Annotated in this window: 15 protein-coding genes and 1 riboswitch; of the genes, 6 read left to right on the top strand and 9 right to left on the bottom strand. The window is 62.3% G+C overall.

Features of this window, described 5'->3' with window-relative positions; all coding sequences use genetic code 11:
- Positions 1-85: 85 nt before the first annotated feature.
- Positions 86-1,087 carry a rhomboid family intramembrane serine protease gene (locus PLJ71_04000; GenBank protein ID HQM47823.1) on the top strand — a complete coding sequence of 334 codons (1,002 nt, stop codon included), beginning with the start codon at positions 86-88 and terminating at the stop codon, positions 1,085-1,087.
- Positions 1,088-1,120: 33 nt separating this feature from the next.
- Here the strand turns inward: PLJ71_04000 and PLJ71_03995 are convergent, their stop codons facing one another.
- The 3 genes from PLJ71_03995 to PLJ71_03985 form a co-directional block, all read right to left on the bottom strand.
- The gene (locus tag PLJ71_03995) at positions 1,121-3,406 is read right to left on the bottom strand and encodes a GxGYxYP family putative glycoside hydrolase (protein HQM47822.1); all 2,286 of its coding nucleotides are present in this window, start codon (positions 3,404-3,406) and stop codon (positions 1,121-1,123) included.
- A gap of 130 nt (positions 3,407-3,536) precedes the next feature.
- Positions 3,537-4,430, bottom strand: a complete 894-nt coding sequence (ispE, locus tag PLJ71_03990) for a 4-(cytidine 5'-diphospho)-2-C-methyl-D-erythritol kinase (protein ID HQM47821.1) — start codon at positions 4,428-4,430, stop codon at positions 3,537-3,539.
- 16 nt (positions 4,431-4,446) lie between these two features.
- Positions 4,447-6,117, bottom strand: a complete 1,671-nt coding sequence (locus PLJ71_03985; GenBank protein ID HQM47820.1) for an AarF/UbiB family protein — start codon at positions 6,115-6,117, stop codon at positions 4,447-4,449.
- Positions 6,118-6,412: 295 nt separating this feature from the next.
- Between PLJ71_03985 and PLJ71_03980 the strand changes: the two genes are divergently transcribed.
- From PLJ71_03980 to PLJ71_03970, 3 genes are all read left to right on the top strand, one after another.
- Positions 6,413-8,023 carry a beta-N-acetylhexosaminidase gene (locus PLJ71_03980; protein ID HQM47819.1) on the top strand — a complete coding sequence of 537 codons (1,611 nt, stop codon included), beginning with the start codon at positions 6,413-6,415 and terminating at the stop codon, positions 8,021-8,023.
- An 87-nt stretch (positions 8,024-8,110) separates the two neighbouring features.
- Complete coding sequence (locus PLJ71_03975) at positions 8,111-11,395, top strand: glycoside hydrolase family 2 TIM barrel-domain containing protein (GenBank protein HQM47818.1); 3,285 nt, start codon at positions 8,111-8,113, stop codon at positions 11,393-11,395.
- A gap of 274 nt (positions 11,396-11,669) precedes the next feature.
- Positions 11,670-11,758, top strand: a riboswitch (ZMP/ZTP riboswitch).
- Between the two features lie 54 nt (positions 11,759-11,812).
- Complete coding sequence (locus tag PLJ71_03970; protein ID HQM47817.1) at positions 11,813-12,931, top strand: IMP cyclohydrolase; 1,119 nt, start codon at positions 11,813-11,815, stop codon at positions 12,929-12,931.
- A 141-nt stretch (positions 12,932-13,072) separates the two neighbouring features.
- Here PLJ71_03970 and PLJ71_03965 read toward each other — a convergent pair whose 3' ends face one another.
- From PLJ71_03965 to PLJ71_03940, 6 genes are all read right to left on the bottom strand, one after another.
- Entirely contained in the window at positions 13,073-13,498 is a 426-nt protein-coding gene (locus PLJ71_03965) for a nuclear transport factor 2 family protein (protein ID HQM47816.1), read from the bottom strand.
- A 174-nt stretch (positions 13,499-13,672) separates the two neighbouring features.
- Positions 13,673-15,196, bottom strand: coding sequence for a long-chain-fatty-acid--CoA ligase (locus tag PLJ71_03960; protein HQM47815.1), 1,524 nt, complete (start codon positions 15,194-15,196; stop codon positions 13,673-13,675).
- Positions 15,197-15,340: 144 nt separating this feature from the next.
- A complete protein-coding gene (locus tag PLJ71_03955; protein ID HQM47814.1) occupies positions 15,341-16,615 on the bottom strand; it encodes a type II secretion system F family protein in 1,275 nt (424 codons plus the stop codon).
- A 31-nt stretch (positions 16,616-16,646) separates the two neighbouring features.
- Positions 16,647-17,660, bottom strand: coding sequence for a type II secretion system protein GspK (locus PLJ71_03950; GenBank protein HQM47813.1), 1,014 nt, complete (start codon positions 17,658-17,660; stop codon positions 16,647-16,649).
- Positions 17,661-17,670: 10 nt separating this feature from the next.
- Complete coding sequence (locus PLJ71_03945) at positions 17,671-18,294, bottom strand: type II secretion system protein (GenBank protein HQM47812.1); 624 nt, start codon at positions 18,292-18,294, stop codon at positions 17,671-17,673.
- Complete coding sequence (locus tag PLJ71_03940) at positions 18,291-18,818, bottom strand: prepilin-type N-terminal cleavage/methylation domain-containing protein (GenBank protein ID HQM47811.1); 528 nt, start codon at positions 18,816-18,818, stop codon at positions 18,291-18,293. The genes PLJ71_03945 and PLJ71_03940 overlap by 4 nt, the downstream gene beginning before the upstream one ends.
- A 379-nt stretch (positions 18,819-19,197) precedes the next feature.
- Between PLJ71_03940 and PLJ71_03935 the strand changes: the two genes are divergently transcribed.
- Together PLJ71_03935 and PLJ71_03930 are read left to right on the top strand one after the other, a co-directional pair.
- The gene (locus PLJ71_03935; GenBank protein ID HQM47810.1) at positions 19,198-20,415 is read left to right on the top strand and encodes a PmoA family protein; all 1,218 of its coding nucleotides are present in this window, start codon (positions 19,198-19,200) and stop codon (positions 20,413-20,415) included.
- Between the two features lie 133 nt (positions 20,416-20,548).
- The coding region (locus PLJ71_03930) for a hypothetical protein (protein ID HQM47809.1) at positions 20,549-20,834 on the top strand (286 nt) is incomplete at its 3' end.

Genomic DNA, 20,834 nt, shown 5'->3' with positions numbered 1-20,834 from the left:
CCCGGCATGACAATACGGATATTGCCTGCCGCGGGAGACGCAGGGTACACTGCCCCCTGACAACATGGGGAGGAACCGGTCCATCATGTTCGATTTTCTGGGCAAAGTGCTGGACAAATTGGAGTCGCTCGGCATCCGTACGCAAAAGCTCCGCTGGAAATTATATCAGTGGGAAAAGAAGCGCGAAGCCGCCACCGAACGAGGCACCGTCCTGCCGAATCGTATGCAGTGGCTTAAGTACCCCCACAAATTCTGTCTGAAATGCGGGGCGCTGAACGACCGCGAGATGCGGCGCTGCCTCAAATGCGGGGCGCGGCTCCCGTCGGCCCTCGGATACAAGCTCTTCCGCCTTTTCGGCATTGTCACGCCTCAGGGCGGGGCGCCTGCCGTGGGCATTTTCATGGCGGTCATGATCGGCCTGTTTGGCTTGAGCGTCCTTTTCCAGGGCCTGTCGGCCATTCTGGGACCGGACCTGGAGACGCTGTTCCGGTTCGGCGGCTGGATGCCCCTTATGATGGTAGACCCGATGCAATACTGGCGCATCCTGGCCTTCGGACTGTTTCACGCCGGCATCATCCACATCGGATTCAACCTTCTTGCCCTCAGCCAAATCGGGCCAATCATGGAGAACCAGGTTGGCCGCTCCCGCATGCTCGTGTTGATCACGGTCTGCCAACTCACTTCCGCGGCGGGCTCGTATTTCTGGTATGTCCGCGTGCAAGGCACCCCACAGGTGCCCACGCTTGGCGCATCGGGATGGATCTTCGGGCTGATCGGTTTCGGGATCGCCTATTTCCACACCGGCGGGCCGGCCATGCGCGTCTACCGCGACGCGCTCGTTCACTGGGTCGTCTACATGCTTGTCTTCGGATTCGTCGTGCCCCGGGTCAACAATGCCGCGCATATCGGGGGGCTGGCGGGCGGACTGCTGCTGGGCATTCTTCCCGAGGTGCATCCCCTGCGCAGCGCGGCGCTCCGGTATTTCTGGGCCGTTGCCTTCTGGGTCTGCCTCGCCCTGTGGCTTGTCACCGCGGTGTTTCTGGCACACTCGATCGCATTCAACCCCCTGGCGATCGGAACAGACTAATAACCCGCACAGAGCAGAGGCATCTCAGAAAAGTCAGCGCCGGCCCGCGTCCTGCGGCGCGGTTCTCACCTGCACGCGGCGGATGACGAGCTCGTTGCGGAAATTGACCAGGCGGAAATCGGCGCCGCCGTTCTGGCCATGAGCGAACGCGGCGTCGGGAAGCTCGAAGGATACTTCGCGCCACTCGCCCGAGCCCGCGAGCGCATGGCGCGGACCCTCGCGGTACGCGCTGCCCGCGTGCGAGTCGTAGTGAATGCCGAGCTCGCCCGGCGCGGTATCGAGCAGAGTCACGGTGACGACCGCAGCCTGCCCCGGAGCCGATTGGAACGGCGCCGAGAAGGATTCGGCAATCTCGAAGTACACATACTCGATGCCGTCCGGTTTCGCTTGGCGCAGCGCTGCCGCTTCCCCCTCGCCGGAGATTGCGAAAGGTCCATCACCCACACGGACCGGTGCGAGACCGTTTGAGACCGTCCCCGCGGCGAATGCCACTTCGGAAACAGCGGAGCGTTCGGCGGCGGCTGCGTCCTTCGTTCGCTCGAACGCCTTCACCAGTAGAAAAAAGGTGTAGGGGTCGACGAAAGCTACGTTAGGATTTTCGGCCGTTGCGGCGTTCATGGTGTCGCGATGCCACGAGGGCGATTTGAGGATCGTGCGAATAAACAGGAATTTGGGCATGTTGACGCCCGCGAGGCTCGCTATCGTAGACCCGGCGTCCCGCGGAGCGCCGTCCAAGTCGAGCTTCATGCGGACATAGGGCAGGATGCCGCGAAACACGCCTTGAGGCGGGATCTTCTGGCCGGCCATCCCGTCCGCCGAGAATTTGAGGTATGCGGCCATGCCCTCGTCGCCCATGCCGGGCGAATGACCGTCGATGACAAAACCGGTGATGGACAGGCCGTACCGCTTCGCGTAAGACAGATTGTGGGCGACCCACGCATCGAGTCCCGAAGGCAACCCCGAAACCGCGCGCCGGGGTTCCTCGAGCAGCATGCCCGGGTTGAGGTAGCCCGCGCCCGAATCGCCGAACATGAACCAGTCGTTGGGCGACTGGTGCGTGCGGACGTAGTGCATAGCCTGCGGCGCACGGCGGTCGAGGTTCGGGTTGAAGGCCCACGTGCACAAGGTTTCGCCATGAGCGGGGTCCTGCCACCACTCGGGCGCCCGATGGTTGAACCACGCGGCGGAGTCGTAATCGCCCATATAGAAGCACACGTAGGCCTTCGGAGCGGGCGCCCCCGATTCGAGCAGGAGACCCCGCTCGCGCACAGACGCCTCCGTGGGTTTCGGGTTCTGGGGGTAGCGGCCTTCGAGCGGAAAATGCTGGTAAAACGACGCATTTGCCATGCCCGACAGGCCGAGCGCGTCGGCGTCCATGATGCCCGTATACGCCGAGATGAGCTGGGCGTACTTCCACTCGGTATCGACGGGGCCGTGGGCGCTTCCCGCGTTGCCGTGGTTTGTGTATTTCCAGGCCCACGGCGTAAACCCACCGATATGGATGACGCGCCCCCCCGCGTGGCGGTACATCGATTGCAGGAGCTGATGCAGCGTCGCGACATCGGTGCCGGGTTTCTGGCCGGGGTCGTCCACGGGCGATTCCTCTTCCCACACGTGCAAATCGAAAAAGAGCGCCTTGTTGGCGATGAAGAAGTCGTGGTTGGTGAGCGTGGCGTTGGTCAATCCGCCGCTCGCAGGTTGTTTGAGCCAATACGCGTCGATGTAATAGGCCATGAACTCGCGGCTGCATTTCCCGGTGTCGAGGTAGTGATGCTTGGCCCACAGGTGGGCGTCGCACTTGGCGCTGCCGGTCGAGGGGATATCCGTGCCGGGGATGACGCCTTCCCCCGTGAACATGGGCGAACCGTCATCATTCATCAATCGCGTGATGTTGCGCGCGAACGGCAGGTCCATCGCGATGACGGCGGCATAAATCGAGCCCGGGTTCGGGTCATAACGCAAGCACAGGCGGTTTTCGATGCCCGCGATGGTGCTGGCCAGGTTCGAGGTAGCCGCCACGCGCTCGTCATAGACCACCACGCCTTCGAAATCCCCCGCGAAGCGGCGCAGCAGCGCATCGAGCGAGAGAACGGTCTCGACGGGCCGGTCCGCCAGCCACCCCGATTCACCCCGGCAATAATCAAACCAGAAATCGTCGGGGTGTTCCATGAACCGCACAAATAGCCTCGGCCCTTCGCGGTTCACGATTCCCTGGATCGACGCCACGAGGTGCGCGGTATCCCACGCGGCACGCGCCTGAGCCGGGTCGCCCAGCTCGGCCTTGTTCAAGGCGGTCATATCGTAATACGCGATGGGCATCGGAGCATCCTCCCCCGCCGCCGCCGTGAAAGCTGCCAGGCATACGGCGCTGCATCTCAAAGCAAAACATGTCAAGATTACGCGAAGCTCCTCTATGGTTTCGTAACGATGCCTTCCGTATGTCCAGCGACTAACATTGCACCGTCTCGACAGGGCTCAGACCTGTCTCAACCGTCTTCACAACCGTCACCGCATACGGTTTTAGCGATTGCGCGGTTCTTTCGGCAGCTTCACGCGACTCGCATACCCCGAACACGGTTGGCCCGCTCCCGCTCATGGCTGCCGCGGCGCACCCGGCATTGAGAAGGCGGCGTTTCACGGTTTCGAGGCCGGGGTGCTGCTCGAACACGGGCGCTTCCATGCGGTTGAAGACGGCCTGTTCCCAATCCCCCGCCCGCAACGCCCGCAACGCCCGCCGAAACATGCGTGTCCGTCCCGCAAAGGGGTGTTCGGCGTTGCGGAGAAGCCGAGGGCTGTTGTACACGGCTGCGGTGCTCACCTGTACCGGTGGATGCACCAGCACGCACCACGTCTCGGGCAGCGGAGGAAGGGCAAAGAGATGTTCGCCGCGTCCCGTCGCGCCCTGCGCGCCGCCAACGAGGCAGTACGGGACGTCCGAGCCGAGTTCAAGACCAAAGGCGCGTAACTGCCCCCTCGAAAGGCCCAAATCCCAAAGCAGATTCAGCGCTTCGAGGGTTGCGGCGGCGTTGCCGGAGCCGCCAGCCAGCCCCGCCGCGAGCGGGATGTTCTTTTCGAGCCGGATGACGGCGCCCCGTGCGCTCCCCGTCTTCGATTGGAGGAGCGCCGCCGCACGGCATACCAGATTGTGCGGGCCCGTGCTGAGATCGGGCCGCGAGCAGCACAGCTCGATGCCGCAGGACGCCTCAGTAAAGGTCAGTTCATCCGCCAGCGAAACCGTTTGAAAGATGGTCTCGATGTTATGGAACCCGTCCCGGCGGCGGTTAAGCACGTCGAGATAGAGGTTGACCTTCGCATAGGACCGGATTCTCAGCGTGTTGGGCATGTCAAGACGTTTCCTGTCAAATATCCCGCGACCGCAAGATCGAGATGACCAGCGTAAGGCCCAGCAACCCGGCGAAGATGAATCCGGTGAGACCAAGGGTACGCGCCCCGATGTTGGCGGCGAGCAGGAGGCTCGAACCGACGATGATCGACCCTGTGATCAGCCCCACGGTCACCCGGTTGCTGGCGCGATCCATGGCCGCCGCAAGATAGTTGATCCCTTCGTGATTCAGTTGGATCTTCAATTTCCCCCGGCGCAACATCTGCATCAGGTTCGCGGCGTCCGACGGCATCTGGCGGCCCAGACGCATCAGCAACACCATATTCTGACGGGCTTCCCGGGCAAGCTGGGCCGGCGAAAACCGCTGTTTCACAATACGCTCGACATGAGGCTGGATGATCGGCACCATATCGATTTTGGGGTCCAGGGCGCGGCCTGTCGATTCCACCGTCGCAAGCGCTTTCAACAGCAGCGACACGCGCGGGGCAAGCTGAAGCTTGTACTTCCGCATGATCGCCGTGAGCCGGTCGATGGCCTTGCCCACCTCGCCCCTCGCGATGATCGCTTCCGCGTCAAACGCGATATAGTCCGCCACCTCGTGAACCAGCACCCCGTAGTCATCGGTTTCGCCGGAGGTGGTGAACTGCAGCATGCCTTCAACCGCCGACGCCGCATCCTGCCGGAAGATGGCGCGCAACACGTCGGCGATGGCCACCGTATCGCTCTCCTCGAGACTGCCCACCATTCCGTAATCCAGAAACGCAATGCGGTTCTCCCCCACCAGCATGATATTCCCAGGATGAGGATCGGCGTGAAAGTACCGGTGTTCGAAGACCTGCTTGCACAACGTGTCCGCGCCCGTCACCGCAACGGTATGTGGATTCGACCGAAACCGCCCATACTGCGGAATGTCGTCGACCCGAATCCCTTCCACCCAGTCCATCGTCAGCACGCGCTCGGACGACAGTTCCGTATACACGCACGGCACAAAGACGTGAGGGTCGCCCTCGTAGTTCTTACGAAACCGCTCGATGATGCGGGCCTCAATACCAAAATCAAGTTCGCGCCTGACCGACCGGGCGAACTCGTCTACCATGCCCGCGGGATTCATCCACGCCACGTCGCTCACGCGCTCGCTGACCCATTCGGCTATGCTCTGCATGAGGACGAGGTCCGCTTCGATGATGCGGCGCACGCCCGGACGCTGCACCTTGACCGCGACCTGTTTGCCGGTGCGGGTCACGGCGCGATAAACCTGGCTCAACGAAGCCGATGCGACGGCTTCTTCCTCAAATTCAACAAAGAGGTCCGATACCGGCCCGCCCAGTTCTTGCTCGATCACGGGTTTGATCTTATCGAAACCAAGCGCGCGAACACGGTCCTGCAGAAGGCCCAGATCGTTTGCCATGTCCGGGCCGATCAGTTCGGGGCGGGTGCTCAGGATTTGCCCGAACTTGACCGCGGTCGGGCCGAGCTCGGTCAGGGCGGCCCGAAGACGGCGGCCCTGAGTCTCCAGCTCGGCGGACGGCGCCTCGATGAGACGCAGGCCCCGCAGCACCTTCGCAGGCAGCCCCTCATGCAAACCCAGACGGTGCACCACGTCGGAAAAACCGTAGCGCACCAGCACCTGCACCACTTCGGCCAGGCGAACCGCGTTTCCAACACGTTTGGCAAAAGGTTTGTACACGCTGGGTTCCTCGCCCCTCCGGATTTTGCACCGTATGGCCCACATCGCCCCGTGCAATGCAACAAAAAGCATAGCCAAGCGCCGGGATAAAAGCCAAGTGCACGCACGCCATGCGCCGCCCAGAACATCTGGAGCCGATTCCCGTGTTGCCCCGGAAAACGGCCGGATATGCGCGCCGGGCGCTTGATTTCCGTCCCTGGCTCCCCTACAGTGCCGCAGGGGCCGTAGGATACAGCCGTCAGAGGAAATCGATGTCCGCCCAAGACGCGGCCCGGACAAAAATCCAGGAGGAATCATGAAATCAGCGTTTGCTCTGTTCCTTGCGGCATGGTCCGTTTGTAGCGCTGCTCAGGACAATCCCCTGCCTATCATCCCTCGGCCGGCGATCGTCGAGCGCGCGGAAGGGCAGTTCCAGCTCACCAACGAAACCGTCCTTGTTGCCGGCGAGACTTCCCAGCAAGAAGCCGCCCATCTGAGAGCGCTGCTGGGTCCGGCGACCGGATTCCCTCTCCCACCGGGCGATGACGCCGGGAACGCAATCATCCTGAGGCTGGACCCCTCGTTGGAGCGTCTCAGCGAGGAAGGCTACCGCATGGAGGTGTCGCCCGAGCGCGTCGCGATTGTTGCGCCAGCGCGGACGGGCCTGTTCTACGGATGCCAGACCTTGCGCCAACTCCTTCCCCCGCAGATCGAATCCAGAGAGGCCGTGACCGGCGTGCCGTGGACCGTCCCCTGCGTGCGGCTCGAGGATTCTCCCCGCTTCGGGTGGCGGGGCTGCATGCTCGACAGCGCACGGCATTTTCAGGACAAGGCGTTCGTCAAACGGTTCATCGATCTGCTCGCGTATTACAAGCTGAACCGGCTGCATTGGCATCTCGCGGACGACCAGGGCTGGCGCGTCGAGATCAAATCGCGGCCGCGGCTCACCGAGGTCGGCGCATGGCGGCCCAACGCCAACGCCCGCACAAATTATCTTCCCAAAGAGCCAAGCGACCGCTACGGCGGCTACCATACCCAGGAGGACCTGCGCGAGATCGCCGCGTATGCCGCCGCGCGCGGCGTGACCATCGTGCCCGAGATTGAAATGCCGGGACATTGCCTCGCCGCCCTCATGTCGTACCCGGGACTCTCGTGTACGGGGCAGCCGGCCGTCTTGGGAGACCAATGGATTTACCCCGACGTGTTCTGCCCGGGCAACGACGAGACCTTTGCGTTTATCGAAGCCGTCATGGCCGAAGTCGTCGAGATCTTCCCGTCGCCATGGATTCATATCGGGGGAGACGAGTGCCCGAAAACCCGGTGGGAGGCCTGCCCAAAGTGCCAGGCGCGCATGAGGGCCGAAGGACTCAACAGCGAAGAGGAACTACAAAACTATTTCGTGCGCCGCGCCGAAGCAATCCTCGAGAAGCACGGCCGCCGCCTCATCGGCTGGGACGAGATTCTCGAGGGAGGGTTGGCGCCGCGCGCCACCGTCCAGTCGTGGCGCAGCATGGAGGGCGGCATTGCAGCCGCCAGCCAGGGGCACGACGTGGTCATGTCGCCGACAAGCCATTGCTATCTCGATTACACTCACGAGAAGACGCCGGTGCGGCAAACCTATTCGTTCGAGCCTATCCCGGCCGGGCTGGACCCCGCCGACGCCGGCCATATTCTCGGAGCCGAGTGCTGCATGTGGCTCGGCAACGTGTCGAGGCGGCACCTCGAGCAAACGGGCGAAATCCTCGCGGCACCGGGCATCTTCTACCAGGTTTTCCCCCGATTGATTGCCCTTTCCGAGGCGGTGTGGTCGCCCAAAGCAGTACGGGAATGGCCGGACTTCGTCGCCCGCCTCCGCGAGCACGGCGAACGCCTCTCGGCCATGAACGTCAATTTCTACCGCGATCCCGCCGTGTGGCCGAATCCGTAACGCCGTTTGGACAAGTCAGGGTCTATAATGGCCCACATTGAGGATTGGGGTGCGGAATCCGAGATGCAATCAAGGAAAGGGGACATCATGGAAACAAGTTGTTTTTCGCGTGTGTGCCTGGTCCTTTTCGTGGCACTGGCGGCGGCATCCGGAGCCCATGCCGCGGACGGCCGTGAGGCGTTTGCGCTCGACGGCGAATGGGAGTTCCAGCTCGACCCCGAGAATAACGGCGAAGAAAGCGGATGGGGCGCGGGCGAGCAGGCCTTCAGCGGGCACGTCGGCGTACCCGGGTCATGGGACGCCCAGGGTTTCGGGGAGGAAACCGAAAAGCTCCGCCACCAGTTCATTGGCACGGGCTGGTACCGGCGGGTGGTGGATATTCCCCGGGAATGGCAAGGACGGCGCCTGTTCCTCTGTGTCGGCAACGTGCACCGGTACTCGAAAACGTGGGTCAACGGCGTATACCTGGGCGAGCACATCGGGTACCTGTCCCCCTTCGAATACGAGATTACGGAGCACGTCACGCCCGGCGAACCGGTGCGCATCGTGCTCGCCGTCGATTCGAAACAGCGCTGGGACGCCGATTGCCTCTCCGGCTGCATCGATTTCATGGATGAGATGGACACGCCCTGGGGCGGGATTTGGGGGCATGTTGCGCTCGAAGCGCGCTCGAGAACATGGCTCGAAGACGTGTTCGCGCCCGCGGACGCCGCCGGAAACGTGCGCGTTACGGCCAGGATTGCTGGTGAATCGCAGCCAGGAGACGCCGCGCGCGTGATTATCCGCGACGCAACGGGCGCGCAGGCCGCCGAAATCGCGCCTGACCAGATTCGTATCGAGACGGGAGTCTTGGAAAGCAGCACGGCGGTCGCGGACCCCAAACCCTGGTCGACCGGCCACCCCCACCTCTACACGGCGGAGATTACCCTGACGGACCAAGCGGGAGTGCTGGACCGCAGCTCGGTCCGTTTCGGGATGCGGACGCTCGAGACGCGGGGCTCGCAGTTCTACCTCAACGGCTCGCCGTTCTTCCTGCGGGGTTACGGCGACGATGCGATCTATCCGGCGACCATGACGCCGCCCGCGAACAAAGAGTTCTATCTCGAGCGGTTGAACGTGATCAAATCATACGGTTTCAACGGGGTGCGGCATCACAGCCATTTCCTGCCGCCCGAATACTACGACGCGTGCGATGAAATGGGCATTCTGGTGCAGCCCGAACTGCCCATCGTGTACCGGCCGTTCTACGAGCGCGCGCAGGGCCCAGCCCTCGAACTCTACAAGACCGAATGGGCGGCGGTCATCACGCGCCTGCGCAACCACCCCTCGGTTTTCGGGTGGTGCATGGGCAACGAGCTCTACGACGGCATCCCCATCGCCGGGGAGTTGTACCGTATAGCCAAGGACCTCGACCCGGCGCGGATGGTCATCGACAGCGATGGCCTCACGGCGAAGAACTGGCTCAACGGAGAGCGCAATCGAGCCACCCTCGACTATTTCGCGTTCCAGTTCGACGTGTTCAATCTCCCGCAGGACCGCCCCGGGCTCTATGAGTTTCCCGGCGTGCCTCCCAAACCCGTGATCTCGCACGAGACCGGCAATTTCGGCACGTTCCCCATGCTCGACCAGGTCGAGATGTTCGAGCACAACATCAAGCCCTTCTGGCTGGTAGCCGCCCGGGAAAAGGTGGCCGCCAAGGGCCTCCTCGGCGAGGTTGACACCTGGGTGCGAAACTCGCAGCGGCTCTATTACCTCTGCCATAAGCTCAATATCGAGGAAATCCGGAAGAATCCCTATATCTCGGGGCATCACTGGTGGCTGTTTCAGGATTACTGGACAGGCTCGAACGGGCTGGTCGAGGCGTATTTCCGTCCCAAGCAGTACATCGAACCCTCGAAGGTGCGACGGTTCGTGAACGACGTGGTGCTGCTCGAAGACGGCCTCGAATGGACCTATTGCGCCGGCGACGCCGTAAACATCTCGTTCCTCGTGTCGAATTTCGCCGAGGCGCCGCTCGCCGAGGCAAAGCTGTCATGGAAGATGGAGTGCGACGGACAAGTCATCGCGGAGAATTCGCAATCCGTCGCGTCTCCGCCGCAAGGCGCCGTGACTCCGTTGCAGTCGTGCCGGTTCACGTGTCCCGAGGCGCCGGGTCCGCGTCTGTTGTCGGTCGCGCTGGAACTCTCGACGCCGTCGCGCTCGGTCGAGAATGCGTGGACCACGTGGGTCTATCCGCGCGAGGCCGGGGCGGCCCTCGAACGGCCCGTATACGCTACCGGCGAGTGCCTGGACGGTCTGACCGAGTTCGGCGCGAAACCGGTTCCCGCTGAAGCGCCGTTGCCCACCTCGGCCGCGTACGTGACCACCACCCTCTCCCGGAAGTTGCTCGACGCTGTCAAAGGAGGCGCCTGTATGCTTCTCCTGAACCCCGACGGGGTGCTCCCCTCCGTGAACAGCCGTTTCAAGACCACGTGGTGGCTCGGCTCCGCCCGCGACAGCAACGTGGGAACGGTCGTCGCCGATAATCCGGTTACGGAAGGCATGGCGCCCGAGGGCTGGTGCGACAACGGATGGTACCGTCTGCTCGAAAGCGGTCGGGCATTCCTGCTCGATGACTGTCCCGCGCGGCCGGATATCCTGGTGCGAGCCGTCGACGTTCACAATCTTTGCCGCGAGAAGGCCCTGCTCTTCGAGATGCGGGTGGGCGAGGGCTCGATCATCATCAGCGGACTGAACCTCGAGCGTACCAGTGAAAACGCACCCGAGAGGGCTTGGCTCAAAGCGCGGCTGCTCGAACATGCGGCCTCGCTGCCGCGTCCCAAGGCCGAGTGGCCTGCGGCCTATTTCGAAGAGCGCGCCGTCGAAGCCCCGCCAATGACCGGGCCGTTTGTGGCCGGGTTCGCCGCGTCAAACGCTGAAAAGGGCCAGCCGTGGCCCAGCTATCGCGAAGATGAGGCCCCGTATTTCATTGTGCGCCAATCCGCGGATACCAACCGGCTCGAATGGACCTCCGCCCCCGTGCCCCAGACCCTCGAAAGCGAGCACGTCACCTTCGTGTTTGCAGGCGGGCTCGGGTGGCGCTCCGAACCCGAAACCCCCGGGTTCGCGTTCTGCGTCAACGGGAAACGCGTGACCGATTTCGACGTCACGGACGCCTCCCGCCAGTGGAAGGACGACGCGTCGGGCATTTCGCTGGTCTTCTTGCCGAAACGCCAGCTCGACCAGGATACCGCGGGCGTATTCTTCGTCATCGTCCCTTCGACGCTCCTCGAGCCAGGCAAACCCTGCACCTTCGCCGTCGAGTCGAAAGGCAGCGGCAGCAAACGGTGGTTCGGACTCAACCCGTATACCGACGTCCCTCCGGCGAAGTGAGAGGCAATGGCGTCGGCGGAATGGTCCCGGTATCAATACAGACGGGCCAAAGACACGGATTGACGGACGGCCTTGCGGCGCGGAACCGGGGGCGTTCCGAAAGCCCTCGACGTGATATCCGAAGCGGGAGATGGCTGAACGAACCGGAACCATGGCCCCGCAAGGTTCTTGGAGGCCTCAAATTGACTTCCCGGTCGCGGCTGTGGCACATTGGCGGCGCTGGTCCTGGCGCAGGACCGGCGCGCCCGGAGCGCGAAGCGCCCGGGTACGAGAGTGGCGCGGCCGTTACTGGCGACTTGGCGTGGAAACAACCACGGGGAAGCGGCCCGTACAGAAAACTTGCCGTTCGCCTGGGCACTGAAACCAGTGGCTCAGGCGTTGCTGTTTTCAGGGGCTCCGCAAGCAGGAGGAAGACTCATGGCGGAAAAAGATCTCAAGCAGATGTACCGCACGCGAACCGAGGGCAATTTCCCAGACACCATAGAGCTGCTGGGGCGCGCATACACCAAGGTCGAGGACCTGCGGTACGGCACAAACCCCCACCAGCCCGCGGCGTTCTACCGGCCCACCGCTGGCAAGAACCTGGTCCTGGGCGCCTACGAGCTCCTCAAGACCGGCAAGAGCGGCCTGTCGCAAACCAACATCGAGGACATGCACCACGCGGTCGGCATCCTCAAGTATCTGCGCCGCCCGGCGTGCGCGGTCATGAAACACTGCAACCCCTCGGGGGCCGCGATCCAGGTCCAGGAGATGCCGCTCGTCGAGGTGTACCAGCGCGCCCGCGATGCCGACGCCCAGGCGGCCTTCGGCAGCGTCGTGGCCTTCAACACAGCGGTCGATGCCGATACCGCCGCCGAGATCATGCAGACCGTCGTCGAAGGCGTGGCCGCGCCCGCGTTTACGCCCGAAGCGCTCGAGACCTTTCAGGACTTCGACCGGTTCAAGCGCAATAAGGAAATTCGCATCGTCAAACTGCCCGATTTTTCAGGACTGCCCAAGTTTATCGAAGACGGCACTGAGGTGTTCGAAATGAAGGTGTTCGACGACGGAAGCGTGGTGCTGGCAACCCCCTACCTTTCCCGCGTCAAGGGTCCGCAAGATCTCGTGCCCGCCTATTGTGACCATGCCAAGAAGGGCCGCATCGAAATCGCCCGAAAACCCACAACGCGCGAGCTCGACGACCTGCTCTTCGCCTGGTACGTCAACATCCACGTGCGGTCCAACGGCTGCGTCATCGCCAGGAACGGCCAGACCCTCGCCGTCGGCACCGGCGAACAGGACCGCGTGGGAGCGGTCGAGCAGGCCGTCATCAAAGCCGCCAACAAATACACTGGCGCCGAAACCATGGACGGCGCCGTGATGTCATCCGACGGGTTCTTCCCGTTCCGCGACGCCGTCGACGCCGCCACCAAAAAAGGCGTTTCGGCCATCGTACAGCCAGGAGGCAGCGTCAACGACTACGATGCTATCCTCGCGTGCAACGAAGCCAACGCAGCCATGGTCTTCTCCATGGAACGCTGCTTCTCGCACCACTGAACAGTTTCCGCGGACACAATACTCATCAGACGAATGGGACCTGTGCGGCTTATGGGGCGCATAGGTCCCGTGAGTTTCATAAGTGCCGGGGCGCCATCCTCGCCATAAGCCAGTGCGCTCCGATGCACGTCTCCACAATCCTCAGTACGCCTGAATGCCGACGATGCGCCACACTCCGTCGGCCTCTTTCTTGAGATCCATATCTAGAACGACGCTGCCGCGGTCGCCGTGGAGACCGGCGTTCTCCACCGTGGCCATGTCGCCTTCGACGGTGACTGTGGGACGTTCGATGTCCAGCTGTGCGCCGGAGAACGTGCCATCATCGATGAGCCCCGCGACATATTCGCGAAAATCGGCTTTGCTGCCGCCCTCATCGCTGACGAATTCCTCCGAGATCACGGCCATCATCTCATCGACATTGTGGCTCTCGATACCCGATTTCCATCTGATGAGGGTCTGCTGGATGAGTTCCTGGTCCGAGGGGCCTTTCTGCATGCCGGCGCATCCGCAAACGCCGAATACAACCGCCAGCGTAACGACACCATACAAGAACTGTTTGCGCACCATGGTCACGTCCTCTCTATCGGTTTGGTATTCCTTCGGTTGGCGCTCCGTACAACGAACTCGGCCTTCCACCCTTGCACACGGGACTGCCTCTGCTCGCCAGAGCAGTGTTCCCATGCGCATGGCGCTCCCCACGCATCCTGCCAGTGGTCCCGGCCTCCCGGGACAGCGCTGAAACTACACGCTTTTCGCAATATCCGCGAAACTGGCGGCCACTTCCATCTTCTTGATCTTGCCCGTCGGCGTCTTGGGCAATTCGTCTACGAACCGCACAAACGCCGGACACTTATATCTGGCGAGGTATTGGCGGCAGTGTTTGATCACATCGCTCTCGGCGAGGTTGATGTTCTCGGTACGCTTGACGACCGCGAGCACTTCCTGGCCCCAGCGGGCCTCCTCGACCCCAACCACGCAGCACTCTTCAACCCCCGGCAGCCGCGAGATGACATCCTCGACTTGTTGCGGATAGATGTTCTGGCCCCCGCGGATAATCATGTCTTTCACACGGCCCACGATGTAGAGGTAACCGTCTTCGTCGAAACGGCCGAGGTCCCCCGTATGAAGCCAGCCGTCGCGCAGCACTTCCGCGGTGGCTTCGGGGTCCTTATAATACCCCTTCATGACCGTCGGGCCCGCTATGAGGATTTCGCCAATCTCGCCATAGGGCACGTCGGCGCCGTTCTCGTCAATCACGCGCATGAGGGTGAACGGCAGAGGGCTTCCCACCGAATTCCACCGGATGGGGTCCCGGGCGTCGGCCACAGCGCTGGCGCAGGTGGCCTCGGTCAGGCCGTACCCCGCAACTATCGGCCGTTTCAGCGTGCGCGCAGCTTCGCGAAATGTTTCCTCGGGCATCGGCGCGGCGCCCGTAGCAAACGAACGGATCGATGAAAGGTCAAACTCCTGCGCCTTCGCCATCCGGGACATCACATTGTAGATCGTGGGGACCGCACTCATGATGGTCGGGCGGTACTTCTGGATCATGGGCAGTATGGCGAAAGGATTGAATTTCTTCATCAGCACGACCGACGCGCCCGCCATCAGCGGCGTCAGGATGGTCACGACCTGGGCATTGACGTGAAACAGCGGCAAAACGCAGAAGAACCGGTCGTCCTCGGTCACGGTCTGCGCACGCACCAGCATATGGGCATTGGCGAGATAGTTGCCGTGCGTCAGGATTACGCCCTTGGGCATGCCCGTCGTGCCCGACGTGTAAATGAGCGCGGCCGCATCGTCCCGCTCGGCCACGATAGGCGGCACCTCAGTAACGGGTCTCATCAGCTCCGAGAACGACTCCGCGCACTCCGTAGCGCCGCCCACCACGAAGAAGCGTTTCACCCCGGGAATGAATCCGCGGAGCACCGGGAGCGCGGACGCCAGCTCGGGAATGGTGATGAGCGTCTCGGCCTCGGAGTTGTTGGTTATATGGGAGATCTCGTCCGGCTTGAGCGTGGGATTCACGGGTACGATCACCGCCCCGATTCGCCCCGCGCCCAGGAACACGTACAGAAACTCGAGCGAGTTGCCCATGAGCAAGACGACCTTGTCGCCCCGTCCCACACCGTGCGCGGCAAGATTTACCGCAACTCGGGCGCTGTTCTCGCAAATTGTCTCGAACGAGTAGTTCGTATCTTCACAAATGAGGAAGGTCCGCTGCCCGTACTGCCGCGCACGTTCCTCAAGCAGTTCCGTAACATTCACTACCGGCACCTCTTCCGTCGCCCCGGGGCCCAAACGCTCAAGGGCGCCATGCCCATCATAGTCCAATCGGCTGCCACCAGCATAACGCAGAGGCGGGGCCGTGACAAGTCCGGCCCCGCCTCAAGTCGTTGAGATGATAACTCTTTAGGCGGCTGAGGTCAACTGATCGATACTCGAAATCAGCGGCAGGAAGAAGCCCAGAACGAGCATCATAACCGCGGCACCGAGGACTATTACGAGGAAGACCGGCAGAAGGTCGGTCAGTGTGTTGATGTCAAGCTGGACCTCTTCTTCGTATGTTTGGGCGATATGCTCCGCCACTTGGTCCAGTTGACCGGCTTCTTCGCCCGTGACCAGCATGTCCGTCACCACCGGCGGGATCACCTTAGGCTCGGCGCGCAAGGGATCTTCGATCCCGCTGCCTTGCTCCACCGAACTCCGGACCCGTTGAAGCACTTGCGCAACCGCCTGGTTGTGGATGGCGTTCCGCGTCAGGTCCAGGGTGACCATCATCGACAACCCGCTGCGCAGCAACATGGACAGGGAACTTGCCATTTGAGCGACGGCATACTTCTGGCTGATCCTGCCCACGAGCGGCAGGCGAAGCTTGATCCGGTCAGCCAACAACCGGTTGACCGGGCTTCGCTGCCACAGCAAGTAAAGAATGAACAGCCCGATAATCACCCCAATCACGATCAGCATCGGCCATGACGTCAGGAATTCGAGCACCGAAATGAGCCCCTGCGTGAATGCCGGCAAGGTAACCTCAAGACCGCCCTCCGAGAAAATCTCCTTGAATGCCGGCACCACGAATTTCGCCATGATGAACAGGACGGTTATGCACAAGGCCACCAGAACCACCGGGTACACCAGGGCGCTAATGACGCGCCGGCGCAACATCTCGCGGCGTTCGTAGTACTCGGCCTGACGGCGGAGCGTGCTCACCAGGGTACCGCTGGCCTCACTCGCTTTGACCAAGGCCACGAACACGGTGTCGAAGTATTCGTGAGGATGCCGCTCGAAGGCCTGCCACAACGGGTTCCCGTTTTCCACCTGCTCGGCGATATCCTGGACCATGTTGCGGATGCCCCGGCTCTCGAGACGGCGCGACAGCGTCTTGAGTGACTTCAGCAGAGGCGTGCCTGCCTCCAGCAACATAACCAGCTGGCGCAGGAACACCGTGATGTCTTTGCGCCGCACTGACGAGCCCAGCAGGCTTCTGCCCCGCGGCCCGGAAGTGTCGCGCACAGCCGTGACCCTATGGGCCGCCGCTCGCTTCTTCGGCGCGCTCTCTTCGGCGCCGGTCATTTCTTCCACGAGCTCAGCCGAGGTGCTTTCCGCGGCTGTGGTTGCCGTGCGCCTCCGCACCCGTTTTGCTTTCGGGCCCGATTCTCTCGCATTGTCGGCTTTGGATGGCATAGTAATGGTTCCTCCATTCCATCGCGTGCGCTTACGATTCCGCCACAGGATGTTGTGTATTCAAACCCGACGCCGCCGTCTCGCGTTCTTCGACCACGGCTGGCATTTCCTTCCAATATGTGATTTCCGCGACTCCCGTGTCCGATAACACGACGACCGCTTCCACGCGGCACGCCGCTTGAACTTCCCCTGCTTTTCGTGCTTCTGCCGTGCAGACTATCCGAAAACTGCGCGATTGGAACGCGATCTCGGTAGGCGCGGCGCCGTCCGCCGGGACCTCAAGGTTGAACGTCGCCGGGTCCGCTTGGGTGGCCTCGAGCAGCCCCGCGAAGTCCATCAGCGGCTGCTGGGCGCGAGCGGTCACGATGCGCTCGGCCGTCTCAGGGTTAAACAAAGCCGCCAGCACCTCTTTGGGGGCGGCATTGACGTTGATATATGCCCGGGGGTTCAGATTGTCCGCTACAGAATGGGCCGTTAACAAGGCGCCCGGCCGCGGTTCGACCTGATTCAAGGCATCGCGCGTCAGGAATCCGCGTGCAACCAATCCGTCCACGCTCGAGAACCATTGCTGGTCCTTCGAGGGCGCCTCGCCGGGGCGAGGCACCCGGCTCCGAATGGTGCGGGCCAGCTGCCCGTCAATAGCCAACATTGCCTGGAGAACGCGGGGCGAGGCATGGTTGATATTGAGTTTGGCCGACTCGTCTTCCACGGAGACCAGCACGCGGCCGTCGCGGCGCTCCCAGGCCACAGGAGTGCTCTTCGCCAACACCTTCTGGTACACGGGAACCAGTTCTTCTTCCCGCGGACCCATCGCAGGGGTTTCGCCGCCGGCCAGCGCCGCTTGAATCTCGCCAACACTGGCCCAGATGGCGCTGTCAGCCATTTGCCGGGCCCGCACTTTCGCGACGTAATCATTCGAACGCCGCTGTTCGAGGGTCATGTACGCCACATAAGTGGTGCCAAGGGCCGCAAATATCGCAAGCAGGCCCACGGCAAGGACCAATGCGGCGCCGCGCCGGTTGTTATTCTGTCTGGCCATGTTCATACAAGACACCTCAGTTCACGTGCACGGCAAAGATGGCCTCGCGGGCCACTTGCCGTTCCGGACGCCCGGGTTCTGCCACTACCAGCGATACACGCACGGCCGAAGGAGGCTGCGCCCCGTCCCAGGCATCCTGCCACTGTCCCTCCGGTCCTGCATATTGCACATTGAACTGCGCCACGCCCTCTGTAACCTCCGTGGACTTCGCCTCACCCGCTTCGCCATAAAGCCCCATGGGAGCGCGCGTCAAGATCCGGGTGCCGCTTTCGGCCACCACGGCATATTTCACCGCCGCCAGCACCTCGCCGCCCGCGGGCGTCGTGCCCCGTATCGGAATAAGCAGGCTGTCCGACGCCAGCTTCACCCCCGGAAATGCCGGATCAGACGCCACGCTGTCCACACCTTGCAGAGGGGCCCCCGTGAGCGCGGGCGATACAAACGCCGCTATATCCTGGCGAACCTGTTCAAGGGCATATTCGGCCCGCGCATCCAGTTCGGTCTTGTTCCGCGTTTGGGTCCACAGGTTGTTGATGCGCCCGAACATCACCACGCCTATCGTACTCAAGACGCCCAGAATCGCGATGACAAGAATCAACTCGACCAGGGTAAACCCCCGATTGCGCCGCGCATCCATCATGAGGCCTCCTTTGCCATCGCTGTAGGAATGCTGCCGGTCAATATGAGCTGCTGCGAGCGGTTGGCCTCCTGCCAGCCCACAACCACAAGGATGTCGTAGTATCCGCGCCCCGCCGGCGGTCGTGTCACATACGCTTCCCACGTAAAGTTGTCGTAGAAGTTCTTCTCGCTATTGGCGGCAATCGGATTGGAAGGCAAAACCGCGGGCATCGCGAAAAAACTCGCCTCCTGCTCCGACTTCAACGTGAGGGGAGCGCCTTGCTCCGCCGTGACTGCCTCAGCCGCGGGCCACACATAGGCTTCCGGCCGCGCCGTGATGTCCGCCAGGCGGGCACGGGCCAGGTCCGCCGCGACGCGCATCGAACGCGCGTTCTTCTCCAGCTTAACGCTGCTTGTGAAGAGGGAGATGATGATCCACGTTGCGGCGCTCATGACCGCAAGGGCGACGAGGACTTCTACCAGCGTAAAGCCTCCCCGCTGCCCGCGACGCCGCCCTCCCGAGTGGTCGCGTTGTGTAGGTAACACGGATTGGTCCCCTTTCGCTTTATATGGCCTCACTGCCGCCCGGAACTTGCCCGAGCTGCTCCCCTGGCAGGTTCAAACGGAGGCGGCGCCACGCCCTCCCCGCGTGTTGTGCTCTACTTTACTTCAGAACCCCGGCCAAAGTCAACCATCCCTCCTAATAGTGAGAATATGGTAAGGACAGCCAAAAAGGGAACTTATTTCCTGCATGGCCGCGTCTAGCCCAACAGGCGTTGCCGAAGACGGCTGGGAAAGCCGCACGTGCCGCTTTGCGGCGGGGACCGTCGTTTGCTAAAGTAAAGGGGTTCTGTCCCGCTGCGGACAAGCGTCCTGTTTTCCAAAACCGGCGGAACAAGAGTAACCAACTGAAAGGGAACGTCCCATGCGAATCTTCCTGTGTCTTACCTTAACGCTGACGTTGCTGGGCTGCGTGGCCGGCGCCCAGGGTTTGGATGGCCGTCAGATTCACCTGAGGGCGGGCGAACACCCCAGCCAATGGGCGCCCGTGGCGCTGCCGTACGACGGCCCCCAACCGGCCGACAACCAGCGCGTCATCGTAGTGGAATCGAAGACGGGCAAAGAGTTTCCGGCCACCGTTCGTGAGGGCGAGTTCGTGTTCGTTCCCGAGGGCGCGACCCCCAACCAGGAACTCGACTACGTCGTACAGCTGAAGGAAGACGCCGTTCCCCCCGCGGTCCAGGTAGTCAAGAAGGAAAACGCCGACGCACTGGACATCATCGTCGGCGGCAAACCTTTCACCACCTACACATACAGCAACGATAACCGCAAGCCATTCCTGTGGCCCGTGCTGTCCGAGGGCGGCGTGGGCGTCACTCGCGACTGGCCAATGGGCGAAAAGGTCGTAACCGAAGACCACGTGCACCAGAAATCGTTCTGGACCGCCTACGGCGACATCAACGGCGTGGATTGCTGGGCCGAGACGGGAGAGAAGTCGGGCTATCAGCATTCGGATTCCGTAGCCAGCGGTTCGGGCGGCGCATACGGATGGATCGTGGCCAAGAACACCTGGCAGGACAAGGACCATAATCCAGTCATCGCGGAAAACCGCGAATACCGTTTTTACAATACGCCTGAGAGCATGAAGATGGTCGACGTCAAAGTGCAGTTCACCGCGGCGTACGGCGACGCAAAATTCGGCGACACCAAGGAAGGCGGCATTGTATCGCTGCGAATGCGCGACGCGATGATCGAGAAGAACGGCACCGGCGTCATCACCAACGCCGAGGGTCTCAAAGGCATGGAGGCGTGCTGGGGCAAGCCCTCCGCGTGGTGCGATTACTCGGGCACGCTCGAGGGCGCCGGCCTGCGCGGCATCGCCGTGTTTGACAACCCCGCCAACCTGCGGTATCCATCCCGCTGGCACGTTCGAGACTACGGACTGATGGGCGCGAACTGTTTCGGGCTGAATCATTTCACCAAAGGAGAAGAAAACGGGGATTACCTGTTGAAAAACGGCGAAGCACTTGTGTTCGCCTACCGCGTATACATCCATTCGGGTGATGCCGCGCAAGCCAAAGTCGGAGACCGCTATGCGGACTATGTCACCCCCCCGAAAGCCGAGTGGGCAGGCGCAAAGTAGTTCCGCGAGTAAACGGTAAGAGGGCCTCGTCTCCAATGAGGCCCTTTCTCTATCGGAATGAAAGCCCACGCGCCAGCGTTTACTTACGCACAACAGAAAAATGGCAAAATGATCGAACAGGAGAGTCCGGTTTATGCGAAAATTGAAACCATTTGTGTTCGTATTTGTCATTGGCATCGCTGCCGTAGCCTTCGGGCTTGCCGGGCAACAAGCTCTGAGCGAGGGCGCCGACAACACAGGCGCGGGCGCGTGTCCTGTGTCGGCAGGTTCAAGCTGCGGCATGGCCAAAGCGGCCGCAATTGCCACCGCGTCGAACGAAACCCAAGGCAGTTGTTGTAGCCGGGCCAAAGCCGACGAGACGGCCGACCTGAGCACCCGGGAGGGCCGCCGCCAAGCGGTCATGGCCGAGTACGCCGCCG

Source organism: Candidatus Hydrogenedentota bacterium, from assembly GCA_035416745.1.
GTDB lineage: Bacteria > Hydrogenedentota > Hydrogenedentia > Hydrogenedentales > SLHB01 > UBA2224.
This window is presented reverse-complemented; position numbering and strand designations above follow the sequence as displayed.